Source organism: Burkholderia sp. B10, from assembly GCF_004368385.1.
Taxonomy (GTDB): Bacteria; Pseudomonadota; Gammaproteobacteria; order Burkholderiales; family Burkholderiaceae; genus Burkholderia; species Burkholderia vietnamiensis.
In genome coordinates this window covers 1-21332 of record NZ_PQMX01000040.1, presented here as the reverse complement: position 1 = coordinate 21332, position 21332 = coordinate 1, and the positions used below count along the sequence as shown (strand labels likewise).

Below are 21332 nucleotides of genomic sequence, written 5' to 3'. Positions count from 1 at the left end.
GAGCGCACGACGTGCGCGGGCGCGAACGGGCGTCGGACGCGCAAGCCCGACCCGCAGCCTCACTTCGGCAATGCCGGATCTGCGTCGCTCCGACGGGCGGGCCTGGCACCGGATGCGTACCCGTGCATGCCGATTCGTTTCCCGCAGACTGGTTGCGTGCGCATCGTCCGCGCGATTCGTTTCCGCTTCGCCCCGAGCCATCGCCCGTTGTCACATCGATGAAACGCTTTTCCCCGACGAATGCTGCCGCGCGAGCTTGTCTTCGCGCGTTGCAGTACGAGCCACGGCCGCTGCACCGCGCCGCCGCCCGTGACTGGCCGGAAACGGATGCGTTCCTGCAACATTTCCATCGGCTGCGCTGCCGAACGACAGCCTACGTTCAACGGCGATGCTTGCGCCGCAACGGTCTGCGCCGCCTGGCACGTGCCTTGCGATGATGCCCGTGCCGCTCGACACCGCGACAGATGGCAACGACGAATCGCGGGAGCGGCGCAAAACGACATCGAAATATCGGGGTATCGGATCGAGCCGCAGGATCGCGGCGGTTCGTGTCGGACGCAGGTTGCGTCGTATCGGCGACATGAACGGGCTACAGGTTCGCTCCGTCAAACAGCAAGCTTGCTTGCGGGATGTCGTGCCGGGGAGGCCCGCTGCGGGTGGCGCATGGCGCTGCACGCAGCGGGTCGGCGCGCTTCGAGGAAGCTGGCGCACGCGCGCGGAAAGCGGATTCTTCACAACCGAAGCGCTGCGCTCAGCACGGAGCCGACGCGGGCCGTTACCGTTCGCGCGTATTGTGAGCGAGCCCATCGCGGGTAGCCATGGACCATGCCGCCCGTGTCGAGCCGCGTGCGACGCGGTGTCAGCGCGCCTGCGCGGCGCCGAGCCCGAGAAACGGAAACGGCCTGGCCGGACGGAACGCGGCGGAAACCTCCCCACTGAACGTATTGCGCTGCTCTTTGCCGAGGTCGAGGCGCTTGACCGGCGCACCGGCGGCGAAGTCGACTTTCTTGAGATCGATCCAGAAGGTGTTCGGCGTCAGCGCCGATTCGAAGAAATAGAGCATGCGCTTGTGGTCGGCAACGGTGCGCCACCGCGTCGACGAGATGTTCGGCTCGTCCGGTGTCGTGATGCCGTACGGGACCGACACGTTGCGGATCACGCTGAACACGCTCGCGAGTGCGATGCCCGGATCTTCGCTCTTGGGTATCGCGTCGATGTAAAACGACGCGCGCGCAAACCGGTCGGCCGCGCGATTGGTCCCCGGTAACCAGACCGTGCCGCCGATCTGCTTCCAGTAGGCGTTCAGCGCGAGCTGCGCATCGAACGTCGGCGAGTTCGTCATGACCTGATACTGCCGGCCGTGATGGATGACCTGCCGGCCGTCGATGTACTCGACGATCGCGCTGTCGCCGGTGGCGTCCGACATCGACAGGTGCAGGGTGGCGAGCCGCTGTTCTCCAGGGACGTTGTCGGTGACGATCGTGAACGGCTCCTTCTCGAGCGCGCTGACCGCTTCGGCAACGGTCGCGAAGTTGTCGAGCACGTACTGCGCCCATGCCGCAATGGTCAGGCCCGGTTTGGAATTCCGGTCGAACGCCGGGTATTTCGATTCGACGAGCCAGAGCAACTCGGCCGCGAGCCCCTTCTCGTTCATCCCGTCGGTGGTCGACACGTCGTAGCCCGTCGCGACGACGCTGCCGTATCGGGCCACCCATTTCAGCGAGTTCGGCCCGGCCTCGCCGCTGCGCTCGATGCCGCGCGGCAGGATGTAGAGGTTCGTGGCGATGTCCTGTTTCCAGTCCATCGAGCGGGCCGTGATGACGTCGTCGTCCGCACCCAGATACACGACCCGCGTGCAGGCGGGCGATGAAACGGGCGTGGCGGCGAACGTCGCGGCGGCGGCGATGCAGGGCAAGACCGAACGAAGCGGGCGGCGCATGGTGGCTCCTGTTGTGGTTATGAGACCCGGGAAGCTCGACGCCCGGTGCGTGCCGCTCGGATTCGGCGCGCATCGGGTGGCACGAGTGTAATCGATGCGATGTGGTCGCGCGGCCGATGCGAGCGCAGCGCGCGCGGGATCGCGAGTCGCCGCGGTTGCGTCGCGCGTTCGGCCCGGGCCCGCACGCCGCTGCCACCGAAAAGCGAGGCGCGTACCCCGCGTCACCACGCGGCCGACGCCTGTCGGGCAACGCGCAAGCACGCGTCTCGCCCGCCGGTCTCACCGAAAGAGCTTGACGTATCGCTCACTACCGCGTAGTGTCTGAGGCCGAAGTCTTCAAGAAGTCCGATTGCTCATCATTGGCCGCGCGATGTCGTGCGGTGCACGTTGGTCTCTCCCTCTTTGATTCTTTCTGTGCCCGTCACGGGCGCATGTCTTTTCATTTGTGTTAAGGAAGTATTTGTGGATACCGGTACCGTCAAGTGGTTCAACGAAACCAAGGGCTTTGGTTTCATCTCCCCGGATAACGGCGGCGACGATCTGTTCGCCCATTTCTCGGAAATTCGCGGCACGGGCTTCAAGACCCTCGCCGAAGGCCAGAAGGTCAGCTACGAAGTGAAGCGCGGCCCGAAGGGTCTGCAAGCATCGAGCATCACGCCGCAGTAAGCCGTGTCGGCAGCGGTCGCCCCAGGGCGGCCGCCGCGCCACGGATCGCGCACGGACGCCGGCTCGCGCCGGCGTGCTGCGCATTCGACGCACACGACCGATGCATCGCGAAATCGCGCGATGCATCGGTCGTGTGCTTCCTTCATCCTTCGCATGTCGATACGACGTGCGATCCAATGCCCTCGCGATGCGTTCGCCGCGTCGCGAGCGGCCGTGCTGCAACCCGAGTAGACCGTCGCCACGCTGCACGCGGCGCGGTCCTGACTTCGCGCGGTGCTGCTCGCATCACCGCCATCGACCGCCCGATCATCGCATCGCACCGGGCTCTGCTTGCAGGACGGGCGCGTCGCCCGTCCGAACGACTGGAATCCCGGCATCCGCCGGCTGCCGTCCCGTTACCGGGTACGGCGCCGACGAACGCGCAGCCGTCGCGGTCATTCACCTTGTCTGGAGGAATTGGTTTGGCAAAAGAAGAACTGCTGGAACTCGACGGGATCGTCGACGAAGTGCTGCCGGACAGCAAATACCGTGTGACGCTCGAAAACGGCGTCGTGGTCGGCGCATACGCGTCGGGGCGCATGCGCAAGAATCACATCCGCATTCTCGCCGGCGACCGTGTCACGCTGGAACTGTCGGTGTACGACCTGACGAAGGGGCGCATCAACTTCCGTCACAAGGACGCGAATTCGCCGCGTCCGCCGCGCGCCGGTCAAGCGCGCCGCTAAGTCGTAACGGTCGGGCGCGCCACGCTGCTCCGACCGCAATTACGTCCGGTCGCGACTAGCGGCCGGGCCACCGGGCCGCAGGCGGGCAGCGGGACGAGCCGCGCGATTCGCGTCGTGCACCCGATCGAATGCCCGCGTGTGGCCGTATGTGGGCCGTAGTGGGCCGCAGGTCGCGCGCTGCTCCGCGCGCGGACGTCGCCCCGTACACTCATCGGCATGCGCGGTCGCGCTGCACGCCATAGCGGCGCCGCGACCCTCCGTAACGCGCTCCACGGCATCACGCCGCCCGCTCCACACCCCGCACAGCAATTGCCGATCCGGCCGCGCCCGCAAGCTGCACCGCGGCGCCGACCAGCATCGCCACGCGCAAGCCTGCGACGCCGCCATGCGCGACCGCGAACAGCGTGCCGAGCACCGCGATCCCGAGCGTCGCGCCGGTCATCCGCGCGACGTTGACGAGCGCACTCGCGGTGCCCGAGCGCGCCGCGTCCACCGCACCCACGGCGACGGTCATCAGCGGGCCTGTCGCGATCCCCATCCCGAGCCCTGTCAGCGCCAGGCCGATTTCGGCGCCGAGCAGCTGCGGCGACGCGGCCGACGCGCCGATCGCCGCGAGCCCGCATGCGATCACCGCGACGCCGCCTGCCGTCGTCGTCCGTGTGCCGATGCGTTCCGACAAGCGCCCCGAGCACGGCGACACGGCGACGAACACCAGCGCCATCGGCAGCAGCGCGAGACCGGCCCCGGTCGAATCGAGGCGGCCGGTGCTCTGCCACATCAACGGCAGCAGAAACAGTACGCCGTACATGCCGAACGTCATTCCGGTGGTCGCGGCGATCGCGCCGCGAAACGCACCGGCGCGGAACAGGTCGAGCGGCACCAGCGCGGCGTCGCCGTGGCGCCGTTCGATCGCGACGAAGCCGATGAACGACGCGATCGCGACACAGCCCGCGATCGTGCTGCCGATCCGCGCATCGCGAAACACGATCGCCGCATACGCGAGCGAGCCCAGCGCGAGCGCACCCGTCACTTGCGCGCCGCCGTCGAAGTGCCGGCCGCGCGAATCCGACGACTCGGGCACGGCGCGAATCGCGAGCAGAATCGCCGCGACGCTCAGCGGCACGACCACGAAGAAGATGCTGCGCCATCCGAAATGTCGGATCAGCACGCCGCCGAGGGTCGGGCCGATCGCCATCGCCACGCCGTTGCAGGCGGCCCATACGCCCAGCGCGCGGCCGCGCTCCACCGGACCGCGCCACACGACGCGAACGATCGCGAGCGACGCCGGCAGCAGCAGCGCAGCGCCGACGCCGGCCAGCGCACGCGCGGCGATCAGCACCGCGACCGACGGTGCGAGCGCGCACAACAGCGACGCGACGCTAAACACCGCCGCGCCCGCGATGAAGATCCGCCGCCGACCGTAAAGGTCGGCCAGCAGCCCGCCGCTCAACAGCAGCACCGCGTAGGTGAGGTTGTAGCTGTCGACGACCCATTGCAGCGCGCCGACGCCCGCGTGGAAATACGCGCCGATCGCGCGCGTCGCGAGATTGACGACGGCCGTATCGACCTGCGCCACCAGCACGGCGATGCACAGGGTCACGAGCGTCACGCCGCGGCGCGTGGCAACGCGGCCGGCAGCAGCGGTGCGTTTTCCGGTATCGGGCATGGGGCCTTCCTCGACGGGAAATCACGTGAGCGTAGCGACCGCCTGCTGCCAGCATGGTGTCAGCAGGCCGGTGCGGAGCGCGTGAAAACGGTGTGCACGCCCGGGCAAACCGCGTGCCCGCCGCACGTCGCTGCATGGCAGCATCGCGCGCCAGGGAAACGGTGCATCGACTTCGATTTCCACGGCTGCCGGCAATGCTGCGAGAGGGCGTCGCGCCACGCGTCCATTACCGTTGCCGAGTTCTCGCGCGTTCGAGCGAAGATCGTCTCGGGGTATATGCCGATGGCGAACGGCCGCGGTGCACGCGGATCGAGACGTCCGTCTCCGATCGATTGCCAGCCGCGACGCCGCTGTCATAAGATCGTCGTCAGATCAGCCACCGCCTCCGGCGCCGAATGAAAACGACCTTACGTCTGCGCGTCGCCGTCATCGCTTCGGCCTTCGCCATTTATCACGTGTTCATGCACGTTCAGTGGATTGTCAGCGGTTGCATCGAATTTCTTGGCAGCCGCCGTTGCAGCTTCGAGAACGACTCGAACTTCGAACGGATGATGAACGTCGACCTGCTGCTGACCTGCGCATGGACCGCCGGCGCGGCGATGGCGTGGCTCGCCGTCGCACGCGCGCGGAGGAAAGCCGGTTAACCGGCGCGTCCTCCGGCCGCTCACTGCGGGCGCGCCGAGACCGGCCGGTCGTGCAGAATCGCGAGCGACAGCGCGGCGAGCGCGCAGCTCGAGATCAGCATCAGCAACACGCCTTTGCCCGCGTGAACCATCACCCAGCCGCCGATCGACGGAAAGCCGAACGTGCCGACGAAGTACGCGGCGACGAACCACGTCAGCACGCCGTGCTGTTGCTCGGCCGCGCATCCTTCCAGCGCCTGCGCCTGAATCACCGGATACGCAAGACCATATCCCGCGCCGAGCAGCCCCGCGGCGAGCGACTGGAGCGACGGGTGAGCGGATGCGCCGAACATCGCGAGCGCACCGAGCAGCATCATCGCGAGGAGGCTCTTCGTCGCGGTGTCGGCGTTTGCGTGACGGGCCCAACGCCCGAGCAGCCAGCGCGCGGTCAACACCGCCATCGTATAAACGCTGAAGAATGTGCCGGCGCGCGCGTGCGGGTCCGGCATCAGCGACATCTGGAACGTCATCAGGCCGGCGAACACGCAGGTGCCGAGCGCGATCATCGCGATCGGCGCGGCAGCGCGCGTGCGCGATATCGCGCGAAGTTCGCGTACCCAACGGCCGCCGCGTACGGCGGCGGGCGGCCGAGGATGCAGGCGTCCGAATGCTTCGAGCAGCAGCGCGCCGAGCACGCACAGCGCGCCCACCGCATAGAGCGTGTCGTCGATCGACCAGTGGAGTGCGCGCATTGCATATGCCGCGAAAGCCGGCGCTGCGCCGACGCCGGTCATCTGGAACGTCGCCGACCGAAAGAACCATTCGGTTCGGGCCGCGCCGGCGATCCGCTCGACCAGCATCATCGGTGCGGCGAGGTGAAACGCGCCCCAGCCGAAGCCGACCAGGAACCCGGACGGAAGATCGATGTACGGCGCACGCCCGACCAGCGCGAAGCCCGCGACGCCCGCGCCGATGCACAGCGCGCACAGCGCGGCGAGCCGCGCGGCGCCGAGCAGGCGCGCACACCAGCCGACTACCGCGAGGCCGGCGAAGGTGCCGACGGTCGCGGCGGCGAGCGCCGCGCCGGTGTCGAGATCGCTGCCGCCCATCTCGTGAAACCGCATCGACAGCAGGAAGGTCGCTCCGTAGCCGCCCGCGGTGAGCAGGGTGCCGATGAGAAACAGCAACGCACTTTGCAAGCGCATGACGGCATCCTGGACGGCGACGGTCGGACGATCGTCGACAGCGTGACAGTATGAACCGGGAACGCCGCGCGGTGCCCGCATTCGCGACGTTGCAGCCGGGCGTCGGCATTCGTCGGACATGGCGCGCAGGTATCCGAGGCGCATCCGGGCACGTATGTGTCGCGCTGCGCGTCCGTCGTCGGGCCGGTGCTGCGGTGCGGCTCGCGCGTCCTTTGCTTTCGCCTATCCGGTGCACTAGATTCGAAGCATCACGTACCGTCGACCGCGCGAGGTGAGCCATGACGCCGTGGGAGATTCGGGGAACCGAGCTGATGAACTGCAATTGTTCATACGGTTGTCCCTGCCAGTTCAATTCGCTGCCGACCCATGGCCGCTGCGAAGCGATGGGTGCGATTGCGATCGACAGCGGCTACTACGGCGACGTGGTGCTCGACGGCGTGCGCATCGCGGTCGTATTTCAGTGGCCGGGGCCGATTCACGAAGGGCGCGGCCGCTGCCAGCCGATCGTCGACGCGCGTGCGAGCCCCGCACAGTGCGACGCCGTGCTGAAGATCATGACCGGTCAGGATACCGATCCGTTCGCGACGATGTTCGCGGTGTTCGCGGCAACGCTCGAGCAGGCGTTCGAGCCGATCTTCGCGAAGATCGATTTCGACGTCGACGTCGATGCGCGCCGTGGGCGCATCAGTGTCGAAGGCGTGTTCGACGTGGTCGGCGAACCGATCCGCAATCCGGTGACGGGCGCCGAGCACCGCGCACGGATCGATCTGCCGCACGGCTTCGAATACGAACTGGCCGAAATCGGCTCGGGCACCGGCCGCTCGCACGGGCACATCGCGCTGGACCTCGAGCGCAGCTATGCGCAGTTCGCGCGGCTGCATCTGAACAACCACGGGGTGGTCCGGCATCGCGCCAGCGCATGATCCCGGTCGACGAGCTATTCGGGCGCGAGCGCGTGGTCACGCTGCTCGGCATGGCCGCGCTCGTCGCCGCCTGCTGGAGCTATCTGTGGACCGGCGCGGGGACCGGCATGTCGGCGCTCGACATGACGGCGGTCGCATTGTTTCCGCATCGACTGGCCGGCGGCATCGGCCGCATGGATCCGTCGGCGGCGACCGTGATCCTGATGTGGTGGGTGATGATGATCGCGATGATGACGCCCGGCGCCGTGCCGCTCGTGCTGCTGTACCGGCGCGTGCTGCGGCAAAGCGGCGGGCGGCGGGACGGCTCGGCGTGGTCGTCCGCGTGCCTGTTGGCCGGCTATCTCGCCGCGTGGTTCGCGTTCTCGGTCGCAGCGGCGACGCTGCAGATGCTGTTGCAGCCGGCCGGGTTGATCTCCGGCCTGATGCTGTGGTCGAAGAGCGCCGCGCTCTCGGCGATCGTGCTGGCGCTGGCCGGCGCGTATCAGTTCTCGCCGCTCAAGCGCGCGTGCTTGCGGCAATGCCGCTCGCCCGTACGCTTTCTTGCGACCCACTGGCGGCCGGGGATGTGGGGCGTGTTCGTGCTCGGCATGCGTCACGGCGCGTATTGCGTCGGCTGTTGCTGGATGTTGATGACGCTGCTGTTCGTCGGCGGCGTGATGAACGTCGTGTGGATCGTCACGCTGTCGCTCGTCGTGCTCGTCGAAAAGGTGCTGCCCGGCGGCGAGCGCGCCGGCCGCGCGCTCGGGGCGGTGTTGATCGGGTGGGCGATCGCGACGCTGCTGGTGTGAGGCGCGCGGCGGGCGTTGGCGACGCGCTGCGCGCGTTGCGATGAAACGCCGATGCACGGGCGGCCGCTGTGGGCGCGATGCCTCTCGCATCTCACAGCTCACATCGCGCGACTTGCCCCCACGTTCCCCCACGCCTGCCGAAACCGCTTCACCGCCTCGCCGGAAAATCGCTCGCGACGGCCGGCCGCGCGAGCCCGCGCGCCGGCAACGGCGTCGACATCACGATCGACGTGCGCGTTTCCCCATACAGATTGACGCGCTCGATCAACTGTTCGAGATGCGCCATGCTGACCGCGACGAAGCGCATCACGTACGAGTCGGCGCCGGTCACGTGATGGCACTCGACCACTTCGGGGATCGTCTCCAGCAGCTTCAGGAATTTCGCCTTCGCCGGCTGCGGCACGGTGATGCCGATCAGCGCGCTGACCGGATAGCCGGCGGCGGCCGGATCGATGCGCGCCGTGTAGCCGCCGATCACACCGGTCGACTCGAGACGCTTCACGCGCTCCGTCACCGCCGGCACGGACAGGTGAACCTGCCGCGCGAGTTCCGTATAGCTGATGCGGCCGTTGGCCTGCAGCAGCGCGATCAGCTTCCAGTCGAGTTCGTCCATCGCGTCGGAGTTTTTAAGGTGAAAGCGCCATTTTTCCTTAAAAACCGGCTTCAGCGGCGATCGGATTTTCCATACGATGCTTTCTCCAGTCATCACACATCGCCGGGAGCCGGTCATGCTGTTCATCAAGTCCGTCGTGATCGGGTTGTCGATCGCGCTGCCGGTCGGCCCGATCGGCATGCTGTGCATCCAGCGCAGCCTGAGCCGGGGCTTTCAAGCGGGGTTCGCGACGGGCCTGGGCGCCGCATGCGCCGACGCGCTCTACGGACTGCTCGGCGCGCTCGGTGTGGCCGGCGTCGTCACCGCGTTTCCGATGCTGACCGTCGTGCTGAAGATCGGCGGCGGCGCGTTTCTCATGTGGCTGGCCTGGACCATCGCGCGGCAGGGAGCGCCTGCGCCGGCCGCGCGCGCCGAACTGCCGCGCACGACCGCGCTGCGCGATTTCGTCACGACCTTCGGCCTGACGCTGTCCAACCCGATGACGATCCTGTCGTTCGTCGGAATCTTCGCGGCGCTCGGCCCGCTGGCCGGCGCGCACGACAGCGGAATGCGCGCGACGGTCGCGATGATGGTGGGCGGCGTGTTCGTCGGTTCGGCGGCGTGGTGGCTGTGCCTGAGCGGCACGAGCGCCGCGCTGCGCACCAGGATGCCGCCGGCGCTCATGTACGCACTCGCGCGCGTGTCCGCGGTCGTGATCGCGGGATTTGGCGCGATCCAGCTGATCGCAGGCGTGCGTGGCGTCGCAGGGGCGTGACGCGCATCGCGGCGCGACCGCGTATGCACGAGGACTCGATGCGGCACCGCCCGCGCGGGCCAGTGCCGTACCCGGCGCGATCAGAACGTATAGCTGATCTTGCCGAACGCAGTGCGGCCCAACGTGTTGTAGCCGTAGGCGGTCATGTACTGGCGGTCGAACAGGTTCGACAACGTGGCCGACACCGTCAGATGCGCGTTGACCTTGTACGACGCGCGCAGGTTCACGCTCAGGTACGACGGCAGATAGGTCGTGTTGGCCGGGTCGTCGAACGTCGTGCCGCCGTAGCTAAGCGTGGCGCCGGTACTCAACGCATGCAGGCGCAATTCGTCCCACGTGTGGTCGACGCTCGCGCTGAAGGTCTGGCGCGGCCGGCGGCTCAGCCAGCTTTCGTTGGTCACGTCCTGCGGATTCAGGATGCCCACCGCGATGCTGACCGGCGTCGACCGGCCGATCGTCCCCTTGTACGACAGGTCGATGCCGCGGATATGCGCGCGGCCGATGTTCATCGGCGAGAACGTCGCCGGGTTGTACGCGATCAGGTTGTTGACGCGCGTGTCGTAAATCGCAGCGCTGAACGTGCCGTATGCCGTATTCGCATCGAGCGCCGCCTCGACCGAATCGCTGCGTTCGGGGTTCAGGTTCGGATTGCCGTAACCGGGGTAGTACAGGTCGTTGAACGACGGCAGGCGGAACGCATTGCCGTACGAGACGCGCGCCGCATACACCGGCGTGATCGCCCACGACAGCGCGACGTTACCCGTGTTCACCGCCTTGCCCATGATGATCTCGTGCCGGCCCGCGACGAACATCGTCACGCTGCCGAGCGTCGCCGACTGATGCAGCGAAAACGCCGAGTCGTTGCGCGTCGGTATGCCGTCCGGCAGGTCGGCAGGCAGGAACGCCTGCTCGCGCGTGAAGTCGTAGGCCAGCTTCGTCTCGCCCGACAGCGGCAGCCCGAACAGCCGGAAGCCGTGCTCCTGATGCGTGAGCGACGTCGACACGCTGATGCGCTGCGAATCGATCTGGTCGGTCGGGATGGTCGGATCGTTCGCATACAGGAACTGCCGGTCGCTCGCATAACCGAACGACTGCGCGAACTGCGTGTCGCGCGTGATGTCGAGATGGAACGCGACGCCGGTCGTCAGCTGATGGTCGAGTTGGCGATTCGCGAAGCCTGCGTTGTCGTAGGACAGGTCGGAGCGGTGATACAGCGCGAACGTCGAGACCGACCAGTTGCCGCGTGCATAGCCGAGACGCGCATCGAGATCCTGCGCGTGATACGGATTGCGTCCGGCCTCGTGGTACGGCAGCACTGGCTGCGTGGCGTCGATGCCGGCGGTGTTGTAGTCGTGCAGGCCGAGCGAGTAGGTGAGGCCGCCGAGCGCGGCGAGCGGGCCGGTGGACGGCACGGTGCCGGACGTGCGCAGCTGCGTATCGAAGGTCTTGTTCGAGCCGCCGCCGAACGACACGCTCGTCTGGTTCGGCTGACCCGCGGCGCGGCGCGTGAACAGCTGCACGACGCCGCCCATCGCGTTCGCGCCGAACGACGCGGCGGCCGGCCCGGAGATCACCTCGACGCGCTCGAACGCTTCGGTCGGCAGGTCAGCCCACGGCGCGATGCCGGTGGTCGGCGAGCCGATCGGGATGCCGTCGATGAACACCGCGACCTGGCTCGCCGACGAGCCGCGGATGCTGACCGACGCGGACGAGCCGGGGCCGCCGTTGGACGACACCGTCACACCGGGCAGCGTCGCGAGCGCCTGCGTGATGCTCGGCTCGCTGGGCGACAGCCGCTCGAGGTCGGCGCGCGTGAGCACCTGCGTCGTCGCATAGCGCTGGTCGAACGACTCGGGCAGGCGCCGCGTGTCGGTCACGGCGATGGTCGGCAGCTCCGTGCCGGCCGCGGGCGGCGACGCTTCGGCAGGCGCCGTGTCGCCGGCCGCGTGCGCGAGCGGGCAGAGCAGCGCCGATGCGGCGGACGTGGCGAGAAGGTGGCGAAGATTCATGATGCGGCGAGCGTGGTCGTGTTGCAGATGCGGCGTGCGCGCGAGCCGGCGCCGCGCACGCAGGCGGTGCAGCGGCGCGATGCTTCCGGCGCGGAAGCGAGGGCGGTAAGAATGAACATGCGAAGCGTTCAGAGGTCGGGGCCGTCCATGCAACGGGGCGACCGCCAACGGCGGTGCCGGCGCATCGGGACACCCCGCCCGGTGCGGCTGCTGGACCTCGGGTCGATGGCAGGTCTCCTGGCTTGCGGGTCGTCATCCGCGCCGGCCTTCCCGGTTTCCCAGTGGCGCGTGGTGGCGCGGATTCGCCGCTTACAGTTGCGGGGGCAGCCGCAGATTGGAGGCTCGGCCTCTGCTGCGTTCCCTTTTGATCCCGTCTCCGGGAACCATCGGTGCGCAAGCGTAAGGGCGAGCACGCCGGCACGTCAATCGTCGAATCGCGCAGGGGTGCGAAAAAACGTCACCGCGCGTCGAATGCTCGCGGATGGCGTGTCGCGGGCGCAACGGAGCGTATTTCACATCTGACGAAAGCGGCTGGCCGTGGCGGGGCGATATGAGGCTGGAACGCGCGCGTCCTCGTCGTTCGAACGAGGCGGTGGGGTGTTGCGCCGGGAGCGCGCGCCGCAGCCGCCGGCGCGCGCCCCCGGCGATTTCATGCGGCGGGACTGGAAACCAGTGCGGCGAAGTTCGCGAGGTCGACGTTGCCGCCGCTGATCACGATGCCGACGCGCTTGCCCGCGAGTTCGTCCTTCATCTTGCGTGCGGCCGCGAGCGACAGGCAGCCGGTCGGCTCGACGATGAGCTTCATCCGGGTTGCGAAGAACCGCATGCTGTCGACCAGTTCGGCGTCGGTCGCTGTCAGGATGTCGTCGACGTCGCGCCGCAGGATCTGGAACGTCAGGTTGCCCAGATGCTGCGTCTGCGCGCCGTCGGCGATCGTGCGCGGCGTGTCGATGTGCACGATCGCGCCGCTGCGGAACGATTGCTGGCCGTCGTTGCCGGCTTCGGGCTCGACGCCGTACAGCTTCGCTTGCGGCGACAGCGCACGCGTCGCGAGCGCGGTGCCGGACAGCAGGCCGCCGCCGCCGAGCGGCGCGAACACCGCGTCCAGCGGCCCGACTTCGTCGAACAGCTCCTTCGCCGCCGTGCCCTGGCCGGCGATCACGTCCGCATGGTCGTACGGCGGGATCAGCGTGAGCCCGTGCTTCTCCGCCAGCTCGCGGCCGATCTGCTCGCGGTCTTCCGTATAGCGGTCGTAGGTCACGACGTTGCCGCCGTAGCCGCGCGTGGCGGCCATCTTCGCGGCCGGCGCGTCCTGCGGCATCACGATCGTCGCCGGGATGCCGAGCATGCGCGCCGACAGCGCGATCGCCTGCGCGTGGTTACCCGACGAGAAGGTGACGACGCCGTTGCGGCGCTGCGTGGCGTCGAAGCGCGACAGCGCGTTGAACGCGCCGCGGAACTTGAACGCACCCATGCGCTGCAGGTTCTCGCACTTGAAGAACACTTGCGCGCCGAGCGCGTCGTCGAGCGTGCTCGACGTCATCACGGGCGTGCGGTGCGCGTGGCCCTGCAGGCGCGCGGCGGCGGCCGCGACGTCGTCGTAGGTGGGAAGGGTCGGATTGGTCATCGGTGGCTCTCGTCGATAGGGCGATCATCGGGGCGGGCGTGCCCGTCATTTTGCATCGTTGTATACGGTGGCGCGCGATACGCCGAGGTGCTGCGCGACGATTTCCATCGCGCGGCGCACCTCGAGAAAGCCGTCTGCCTTCAGCATCTGCATCAGCTCGCGCCGCTGGTCGGTCTTCAGTTCGCGCGGCGTGGACGCGAGACGCGTCGCGAACGCATCGATGCGCTGCCGGATCGCGTCGGCGCCGGCCGGATCGAGCGTGTCGGCGACCGGCGCGCCTTCGACGCTGCAGAACTGGTTCAGCATCCCCTGGAAGCCGCGGAACAGCGTGACGTCCGCGTTCAGGCACAGCGCGGCCACGTAATGGCCGCTCGAATCCTTGATGCCGATCGACGTGCTTTTCGCGGTGCGGCCGTCGGCGAAGCGGTTCGCGTAGTTCGCGAGCACCTGCGGGAAGTCGTCGTCCGCGATGCGCGCGAGGCCGAGTTCGGTCGCGGGATCGCCGACCGCGCGGCCCGACAGGTTGTTGTGGATCGCGAGGATCGCGTGCTCGGGCGTGCGCAGGTCGTGCACGACGACCTCGGTGAACGGCGCGAACATCGCGCCGAGCCCTTCGGCGATGCGCAGCACCTGTTCGATCAGCGATGCCTGTTCCAGCTGCGGCGTCGGGCGGGAACGGTTCATCGCGCGGCTTCGAGCGCAGGTGCGTCGGTGGTCTCGGGACGCGTGATGTCGGCGAGCAGCGGTCGGGCGATCCGCACGTAATCGGACGCGTCGAGCACGATCGAGCGGTCGAGGCGTCCGGCGTTGAACGCGATCGCGTCGTTGCGTTCGACCAGCGCCGGATCGACGACGAGCGTCACGCTCGCGTCAAACACGAACGGCGGCACGGCGCCCATCACGCAGCCGGTGACGGCGGCCGCGCGCTCCGGCGGCGCCAGCGTCGCCTTGCGACGGCCGAGCGCGTCGGCGACCTTGCGGAAGTCGATCTTCAGATGACCGGGGATCACTGCCAGCGCGGTCGCATCGCCGCCATCCTTGAACGTGCAGAGCATCGCCTTCGCGCCCTGTTCGGGACGCGTGCCGCGAATCGCGGCGATCACGTCGGATTTGCCCTCTGCGGGGTGCTCGAGCACGCGGAACCGCGCACCGTTGCTGGTCAGCAGCTCGCACAGCCCGTTGAAGACGGGGTATTCGGTCATGTCGTGGCAGGCCGTAAGAGTGCGCGCGTAGCGCGGTCGAAATAGATGAATCATCCAAGTATAGACGTTTTGTCGCGCCGCAGACAGAAAAGGGCGTTGGGCGCACGGCAGGCAAGGCGCGCGCACCGTGTACCGAAAGGCCATTTCATGTTGCGAAATGGCGTGGGCGCTTTCGTGCCGCCTGTCTTTCCGTGCCTTGAAAAAGTGTTTTGCATCGCAAAAACTCGGACCTATCTCATTGAAAATTAACAGAAATTTATATCTTATGTCTTATATAAGAGTTGGCCGAAAGCGCGCCGTGCAGCGGTACTATTAAGTCCATGCAGTTCGCTTCGTCAGACGCGGCGGACACGCGGAACCCTTTACTCAAATGCGCTTCGTTCCCAGGAGATTGACATGTCCCAATATCAAGACGACATCAAGGCAGTGGCTGGCTTGAAGGAAAACCACGGCAGCGCGTGGAATGCCATCAATCCCGAGTATGCCGCTCGCATGCGCGCCCAGAACAAGTTCAAGACGGGCCTCGACATCGCCAAGTACACCGCGAAGATCATGCGCGCCGACATGGCTGCGTACGACGCGGATCCGTCCAAGTACACGCAGTCGCTCGGTTGCTGGCACGGCTTCATCGGCCAGCAGAAGATGATTTCCATCAAGAAGCACTTCAACAGCACCGAACGCCGCTACCTGTACCTGTCGGGCTGGATGGTCGCTGCGCTGCGCTCGGAGTTCGGCCCGCTGCCGGACCAGTCGATGCACGAAAAGACGTCGGTCAGCGCGCTGATCCGCGAGCTGTACACGTTCCTGCGCCAGGCCGACGCCCGTGAGCTCGGCGGCCTGTTCCGCGAGCTGGATGCCGCGAAGGACGCCGCTGCGAAGGCCGCGATCCAGCAAAAGATCGACAACCACGTGACGCACGTCGTGCCGATCATCGCCGACATCGACGCCGGTTTCGGCAACGCTGAAGCGACCTATCTGCTGGCCAAGCAGTTCATCGAAGCGGGCGCATGCTGCATCCAGATCGAGAACCAGGTGTCGGACGAGAAGCAGTGCGGCCACCAGGACGGCAAGGTCACGGTGCCGCACGAGGACTTCCTCGCGAAGATCCGCGCGATCCGCTACGCATTCCTGGAGCTGGGCGTGGATGACGGCATCATCGTCGCGCGCACCGACTCGCTCGGCGCCGGCCTGACCAAGCAGATCGCCGTGACGAACGCGCCGGGCGACCTGGGCGACCAGTACAACTCGTTCCTCGACTGCGAAGAACTGTCGGGAGACCAGCTCGGCAACGGCGACGTCGTGATCAAGCGCGACGGCAAGCTGCTGCGTCCGAAGCGCCTGCCGAGCAACCTGTTCCAGTTCCGCGCCGGCACGGGTGAAGCACGTTGCGTGCTGGATTGCATCACGTCGCTGCAGAACGGCGCCGACCTGCTGTGGATCGAGACCGAAAAGCCGCACATCGCGCAGATCGCCGGCATGGTCAACGAAATCCGCAAGGTGATCCCGAACGCGAAGCTGGTGTACAACAACAGCCCGTCGTTCAACTGGACGCTGAACTTCCGTCAGCAGGTGTACGACGCGCTGAAGGCCGAAGGCAAGGACGTGTCGGCATACGACCGTGCGCAACTGATGAGTGTCGAATACGACGACACCGAACTGGCGAAGCTCGCGGACGACAAGATCCGCACGTTCCAGGCCGATGCGTCGCGTGAAGCCGGCATCTTCCATCACCTGATCACGCTGCCGACGTACCACACGGCCGCATTGTCGACCGACAACCTCGCGAAGGAATACTTCGGCGAACAAGGCATGCTCGGCTACGTGGCCGGCGTGCAGCGCAAGGAAATCCGCCAGGGCATCGCGTGCGTGAAGCACCAGAACATGTCGGGTTCGGACATCGGCGACGATCACAAGGAATACTTCAGCGGTGAAGCCGCGCTGAAGGCAGCGGGCAAGGACAACACGATGAACCAGTTCTCGTAATCGTCATAGCCGCGGCACACGACGCCAACCCGTTGTTCACGGGTTGGCGTTTTTTTTCAGTCGCGCTCGGTCGTGAGGCAGTCGCAGCTCACCGTCGTAGCGGCCGTCGCACGTGTTCGCCCGAATTGCAGAAAGCGCGGTTTTGAGCGGTGCGTAGGCAGCGCGCTCGCAACAGATGTTTGTGTGCGCAACCTGATTCAGGGTTTGCCTGAGTAGCGAAAACACGGATCCGCGCAACGTGCGCTTGCGTACGTGGGCCACGCGAGGCGCCGACCAAAATTGCCGCTGGCGCGCAACCCTTGCACTGCAAAGCGCCGGGCCGTTTCGTCCGCGCGGAGCATGCAGCGAACCAGTAAAACAACCCGTCCGCAAGCGACATGCCCGACCCATCGTCACGGTTGTTTCTTGTTGCAACGCAACGCCCGCGCAATATCGGCGATGGTATGCTGGCCTGCATGGAGTTGGACGGCAGGTTGTTCGCATGGCGAAACTCGCGTTCGTACACTCACGCGATCGTTCAGATAGTTCACATACTCTCGCCCGCATCGCGGCATCGACGCGCGCTCCGCTCGCGCGTCGATGCCGCGATGCGTGTCGCTTCAGTCTGCACGCCCACCGCAATCCCGATCTCGCGGGCTCGCCCCGCATCCTGTATCCCCGTCCAATAATCTGGAGACACCCCGATGTCGCAAAACTCATTGGCCGAAGCGACGCACGGCCCGCTGATCGCTCCTCCGGCATTCGTCAAACATCGCAAGCTGATCGACTGGGTGTCGCGCATCGCGGCGCTCACGGAACCCGAGCGCGTCGTGTGGTGCGACGGCTCGCAGCAGGAATACGACGCGCTGTGTCAGGCGATGGTCGATCAGGGCACGCTCAAGCGTCTGAATCCGGCGAAGCGGCCGAACTCGTATCTCGCGCAATCCGATCCGTCGGACGTTGCACGCGTCGAGGATCGCACCTTCATCTGCACGGACTCGCCCGACGACGTGGGGCCGACCAACAACTGGATCGCGCCGGATGAAATGCGCGAGACGCTGAACGGCCTGTTTCGCGGCGCGATGCGCGGCCGCACGCTGTACGTGGTGCCGTTCTCGATGGGCCCGCTCGGCTCGCCGATCGCGCACGTCGGCGTCGAGCTGTCCGACAGCCCGTACGTGGTGGCCAACATGCGGATCATGACGCGCATGGGGCGCGACGTGTACGACGTGCTCGGCGAGGACGGCGCGTTCGTGCCGTGCGTGCACAGCGTCGGTCATCCGCTCGAAGCAGGGCAGCAGGACGTGCCGTGGCCGTGCAACCCGGTCAAGTACATCGTGCATTTTCCCGAGACGCGCGAGATCTGGAGCTTCGGCTCCGGCTACGGCGGCAACGCGCTGCTCGGCAAGAAGTGCTTCGCGTTGCGCATCGCGTCGACGATGGGCCGCGACCAGGGCTGGCTCGCCGAACACATGCTGATCCTCGGCGTGACGTCGCCGGCCGGCAAGAAGTATCACGTCGCGGCGGCATTCCCGTCCGCGTGCGGCAAGACCAACTTCGCGATGCTGATTCCGCCGAAGGGCTTCGACGGCTGGAAGGTCACGACGATCGGCGACGACATCGCATGGCTGAAGCCGGGTCGCGACGGCCGCCTGTATGCGATCAATCCGGAAGCCGGCTTCTTCGGCGTCGCGCCGGGCACCGGCGTGAAGACGAATCCGAATGCGATCTCGACGCTCACGGAGAACGTCATCTTCACGAACGTCGCACTGACCGAGGACGGCGACGTGTGGTGGGAGGGGCTGACCGACACGCCGCCCGCCAAGCTGATCGACTGGCAGGGCAACGCGTGGACGCCCGAGCTCGGCAAGGAAACGGGCCGCAAGGCGGCGCACCCGAACTCGCGCTTCACCGCGCCCGCGTCGCAATGCCCGTCGATCGACGCGGACTGGGAAGATCCGGCCGGCGTGGCGATCGACGCGTTCATCTTCGGCGGGCGTCGTTCGACGGCCGTGCCGCTCGTGACGGAAGCGCGCGACTGGATCGAAGGCGTATACATGGCCGCGACGATGGGCTCGGAAACGACTGCGGCGGCGGCGGGCCAGCAAGGCGTCGTGCGACGCGATCCGTTCGCGATGCTGCCGTTCTGCGGCTACAACATGAGCGATTACTTTGCGCACTGGCTGAAGCTCGGCAAGCAGCTCGAAGCGAGCGGCGCGACGCTGCCGAAGATCTACTGCGTGAACTGGTTCCGCAAGGACGCGAACGGCAAGTTCGTGTGGCCGGGCTTCGGCGAGAACATGCGCGTGCTGAGGTGGATGATCGAGCGCCTCGAAGGCAACGGCGGCGGCGAGGATCACGTGTTCGGCGTGACGCCCGCGTATGACGACCTGCACTGGGACGGGCTCGACTTCACGCGCGAGCAGTTCGATGCGGCGACGTCGATCGACGCAGCCGAGTGGCGCGACGAGCTGAAGCTGCACGCCGCGCTGTTCGAAACGCTGAAGTTGCGCCTGCCCGCCGAGCTGACGGAGACGATGAAGAAGATCGAGCAGCGTATCGGCAACTGAAGCGCGGTGTCTGCATGACGTGCCGCGCCGGCATGCGTTGCCGGCGCGGGACGTTTTCGTTGGTGCGCGCTGCCCGTGCGTCGACGCGCAGCATCGCACTGCATCGTGCGGCTGCTACAGCGGTCGCAAGCCGCACGTCGTCGCTTCGACGAACCTCAGTGGGCCGTCAACCGAAATCGAGCGCGTTCGTCAGATCGCCCGGCGGCGGCGCGCCGCGCGAGGCGAACGCACGGTCGCGCGCGGCGACGCCGTCGAGCGGCGCGAGCCCATGCACGCGGCCGATGAAGCGCAGGATCGAGTTCGTGTCGTACATCGTGTGATCGACGTGGCCCTTCTTCGCGAACGGCGAGATCACCAGCGTGGGAATCCGCGAGCCCGGCCCCCAGCGATCGCCCACCGGCGGCGCGACGTGATCCCACCAGCCGCCGTTCTCGTCGTGCGTCATTACGATCACCGTGTTCGCCCACTGCGGGCTACGGCGGATGTGCTCGATCACGTTCGCGATGTGGCGATCGCCCGATTCGACGTCCGCGTAGCCGGCGTGCATGTTGAGGTTGCCTTGCGGCTTGTAGAACGTCACGGCCGGCAGCTTGCCCGCGTCGACCGCGGCGAGGAAGTGATTGGTCGAAGGATCGTCGCCGACGCCCGCGTCGCGCAGATGCTTGCGGCGCGCATCGGTGCCCGGCGCGTAGTTCGCAAAGTAGTTGAACGGCTGGTGGTGATACTGGAAGTCGGGCACGCTCCCCGTGTCGCGATGCTCGAGCGCGTATTGCCACGCGCCGCTGTACCAGGCCCAGTCGACGTTCTTCTCCGACAGACGATCGCCGATCGTCGCGTGAGCCTGCGGCGGCATCACGCGATGGTCTGCCGGGTCCGCATACGCGGCATTGCCGGGGTCCGCCGGCGGCACGTAGCTCGGCTGGTACGGCGGGGCCATCGTATTGACGCCGTAGCCGTCGGGGGTGAGGGCGCCGTCGGCTGCGAACTTCGGCGGGCCGTCGAGCGCCGACGCGGGCGAATTGGCGGCCAGCGCGAGGCGCGTGCCGGCCGGATCGTCGCCGTCCACCTTCGACAGCAGCTTCGTCGCCTGCGGATGCTTGTGTGCGTCGGGGTAGACCGGCGGCTGCGCGGAAATCAGGAACATGTGGTTGAGCCACGATCCGCCGAATGCCGCCATGAAGAAGTTGTCGCACAGCGTGTACTGCCGCGCGAGGTTCCACAGGCGCAGCGTGTCGGCGGAGTTGCGGTAGTGGCCCATCACGAGGCCGCCCGAATCGGCCCATGCGGCGAACTGGTTGTTGCGGCCGCCGGCGATCTGCATCTGGTTCTGATAGAAGCGGTGCCACAGGTCGCGCGTGATCACGCCGTTGGGTAGCGGCTTGCCTTGCGCATCGGCGAGCCGGAACGGCGCGTTCGGCAGCTTGTCGATGTCGCGTTCGGCAATCACGTAACGCTTGCCGTCGACTTCCTGCGCCTGCGGCACGAGCCCGCCCCAGATTTTCGGGAGCACGGGCAGCGGCGTCTTACCGTCGCGGTCGAGTTGCTGTGCCTGCTCGGGCTTCACCGCGCTCAGCGGATACTGCACGCCCGGGAAATCGCCGTACAGATTCGCGAAGCTGCGGTTCTCGGCAAAGATCACGACGATGTGACGCACGTGTCGGCGCAGTGTTTCGTCGAGCTGCAGGTCGGCGGCCGTGCGCGGCGCACGTCCCGACGTGATCTCGCAGCCGCCTAGCGCGACGCCCGCACCGAGCGTGGCGAGGCCACCGAGCACACGGCGGCGCTCGGCATCAACGGGAAGATCGTCGGGGCGGTCGGGGGTGTCGGTCACGTCGTGGTCTCCTCGAATGGGCGATGGTCGTTCGATGTGGGGCGCGCTGGGTGGTGCGTGCTGGCGCGCGCGCAGGTGCACGAGAGCCGGCGTCGTGCGGGCTCACGGCGGTAAGCTTCGCGCTGTCACGAAAATGTCATGCACGCGACTATAGCGCGGTCGGCTGGGGCGATGAAAGGGATTTGTCGGAGCTATGCGCGACGATGGGCGCGGGGGCGGGAATCGAGGG

Annotated in this window: 18 protein-coding genes and 1 riboswitch; of the genes, 8 read left to right on the top strand and 10 right to left on the bottom strand. The window is 67.1% G+C overall.

Annotation, left to right across the window (positions count from 1 at the left end; translation table 11 throughout):
* Nucleotides 1-210: 210 nt before the first annotated feature.
* Complete coding sequence (locus C3Y15_RS19865) at nucleotides 211-582, bottom strand: hypothetical protein (protein ID WP_124260087.1); 372 nt, start codon at nucleotides 580-582, stop codon at nucleotides 211-213.
* Between the two features lie 277 nt (nucleotides 583-859).
* Complete coding sequence (locus C3Y15_RS19860) at nucleotides 860-1939, bottom strand: linear amide C-N hydrolase (protein ID WP_059696255.1); 1080 nt, start codon at nucleotides 1937-1939, stop codon at nucleotides 860-862.
* 462 nt (nucleotides 1940-2401) lie between these two features.
* Between C3Y15_RS19860 and C3Y15_RS19855 the strand changes: the two genes are divergently transcribed.
* Both C3Y15_RS19855 and infA read left to right on the top strand, forming a co-directional pair.
* Entirely contained in the window at nucleotides 2402-2605 is a 204-nt protein-coding gene (locus C3Y15_RS19855; RefSeq protein WP_011882304.1) for a cold-shock protein, read from the top strand.
* Between the two features lie 461 nt (nucleotides 2606-3066).
* The gene (gene infA / locus C3Y15_RS19850; protein ID WP_011882303.1) at nucleotides 3067-3330 is read left to right on the top strand and encodes a translation initiation factor IF-1; all 264 of its coding nucleotides are present in this window, start codon (nucleotides 3067-3069) and stop codon (nucleotides 3328-3330) included.
* Between the two features lie 277 nt (nucleotides 3331-3607).
* Here infA and C3Y15_RS19845 read toward each other — a convergent pair whose 3' ends face one another.
* Nucleotides 3608-4996: an MFS transporter gene (locus C3Y15_RS19845; protein ID WP_069240247.1), complete on the bottom strand. Its 1389-nt coding sequence runs from the start codon at nucleotides 4994-4996 to the stop codon at nucleotides 3608-3610.
* Between the two features lie 395 nt (nucleotides 4997-5391).
* Here C3Y15_RS19845 and C3Y15_RS19840 point away from each other — a divergent pair, with 395 nt between their 5' ends.
* Nucleotides 5392-5640 (top strand): hypothetical protein, encoded by a 249-nt coding sequence (locus C3Y15_RS19840; protein WP_059738457.1) that lies wholly within the window; start codon nucleotides 5392-5394, stop codon nucleotides 5638-5640.
* Between the two features lie 20 nt (nucleotides 5641-5660).
* Here C3Y15_RS19840 and C3Y15_RS19835 read toward each other — a convergent pair whose 3' ends face one another.
* Nucleotides 5661-6824 carry an MFS transporter gene (locus tag C3Y15_RS19835; RefSeq protein ID WP_059738459.1) on the bottom strand — a complete coding sequence of 388 codons (1164 nt, stop codon included), beginning with the start codon at nucleotides 6822-6824 and terminating at the stop codon, nucleotides 5661-5663.
* A gap of 278 nt (nucleotides 6825-7102) precedes the next feature.
* Here C3Y15_RS19835 and C3Y15_RS19830 point away from each other — a divergent pair, with 278 nt between their 5' ends.
* Entirely contained in the window at nucleotides 7103-7747 is a 645-nt protein-coding gene (locus C3Y15_RS19830) for a DUF1326 domain-containing protein (protein ID WP_011882299.1), read from the top strand.
* Nucleotides 7744-8535, top strand: a complete 792-nt coding sequence (locus C3Y15_RS19825) for a DUF2182 domain-containing protein (protein ID WP_059460468.1) — start codon at nucleotides 7744-7746, stop codon at nucleotides 8533-8535. Before C3Y15_RS19830 ends, C3Y15_RS19825 begins: the two co-directional genes overlap by 4 nt.
* 148 nt (nucleotides 8536-8683) lie before the next feature.
* On the opposite strand, the gene C3Y15_RS19820 is transcribed toward C3Y15_RS19825, so the two are convergent.
* Nucleotides 8684-9148 carry an Lrp/AsnC family transcriptional regulator gene (locus C3Y15_RS19820; RefSeq protein ID WP_034195093.1) on the bottom strand — a complete coding sequence of 155 codons (465 nt, stop codon included), beginning with the start codon at nucleotides 9146-9148 and terminating at the stop codon, nucleotides 8684-8686.
* 115 nt (nucleotides 9149-9263) lie between these two features.
* On the opposite strand from C3Y15_RS19820, the gene C3Y15_RS19815 reads away from it, so the two are divergent.
* Nucleotides 9264-9902, top strand: a complete 639-nt coding sequence (locus C3Y15_RS19815; protein ID WP_011882285.1) for a LysE family transporter — start codon at nucleotides 9264-9266, stop codon at nucleotides 9900-9902.
* An 80-nt stretch (nucleotides 9903-9982) separates the two neighbouring features.
* On the opposite strand, the gene C3Y15_RS19810 is transcribed toward C3Y15_RS19815, so the two are convergent.
* The 4 genes from C3Y15_RS19810 to C3Y15_RS19795 form a co-directional block, all read right to left on the bottom strand.
* Nucleotides 9983-11911: a TonB-dependent receptor gene (locus C3Y15_RS19810; RefSeq protein WP_059991578.1), complete on the bottom strand. Its 1929-nt coding sequence runs from the start codon at nucleotides 11909-11911 to the stop codon at nucleotides 9983-9985.
* A 209-nt stretch (nucleotides 11912-12120) separates the two neighbouring features.
* A riboswitch (cobalamin riboswitch) is annotated at nucleotides 12121-12314 on the bottom strand.
* A gap of 246 nt (nucleotides 12315-12560) precedes the next feature.
* The gene (locus C3Y15_RS19805; protein WP_011882283.1) at nucleotides 12561-13538 is read right to left on the bottom strand and encodes a threo-3-hydroxy-L-aspartate ammonia-lyase; all 978 of its coding nucleotides are present in this window, start codon (nucleotides 13536-13538) and stop codon (nucleotides 12561-12563) included.
* A gap of 45 nt (nucleotides 13539-13583) precedes the next feature.
* Nucleotides 13584-14222 carry a helix-turn-helix transcriptional regulator gene (locus C3Y15_RS19800; RefSeq protein WP_045577953.1) on the bottom strand — a complete coding sequence of 213 codons (639 nt, stop codon included), beginning with the start codon at nucleotides 14220-14222 and terminating at the stop codon, nucleotides 13584-13586.
* Nucleotides 14219-14740, bottom strand: a complete 522-nt coding sequence (locus C3Y15_RS19795) for a YbaK/prolyl-tRNA synthetase associated domain-containing protein (protein WP_011882281.1) — start codon at nucleotides 14738-14740, stop codon at nucleotides 14219-14221. The genes C3Y15_RS19800 and C3Y15_RS19795 overlap by 4 nt, the downstream gene beginning before the upstream one ends.
* A 396-nt stretch (nucleotides 14741-15136) precedes the next feature.
* Between C3Y15_RS19795 and C3Y15_RS19790 the strand changes: the two genes are divergently transcribed.
* Both C3Y15_RS19790 and C3Y15_RS19780 read left to right on the top strand, forming a co-directional pair.
* The gene (locus C3Y15_RS19790) at nucleotides 15137-16723 is read left to right on the top strand and encodes an isocitrate lyase (RefSeq protein ID WP_011882280.1); all 1587 of its coding nucleotides are present in this window, start codon (nucleotides 15137-15139) and stop codon (nucleotides 16721-16723) included.
* A gap of 683 nt (nucleotides 16724-17406) precedes the next feature.
* On the top strand, nucleotides 17407-19272 hold the full coding sequence (locus tag C3Y15_RS19780; RefSeq protein ID WP_069246481.1) for a phosphoenolpyruvate carboxykinase (GTP): 1866 nt from the start codon (nucleotides 17407-17409) through the stop codon (nucleotides 19270-19272).
* A gap of 166 nt (nucleotides 19273-19438) precedes the next feature.
* Here C3Y15_RS19780 and C3Y15_RS19775 read toward each other — a convergent pair whose 3' ends face one another.
* A complete protein-coding gene (locus tag C3Y15_RS19775; RefSeq protein ID WP_069246482.1) occupies nucleotides 19439-21103 on the bottom strand; it encodes an acid phosphatase in 1665 nt (554 codons plus the stop codon).
* Nucleotides 21104-21332: the final 229 nt, after the last annotated feature.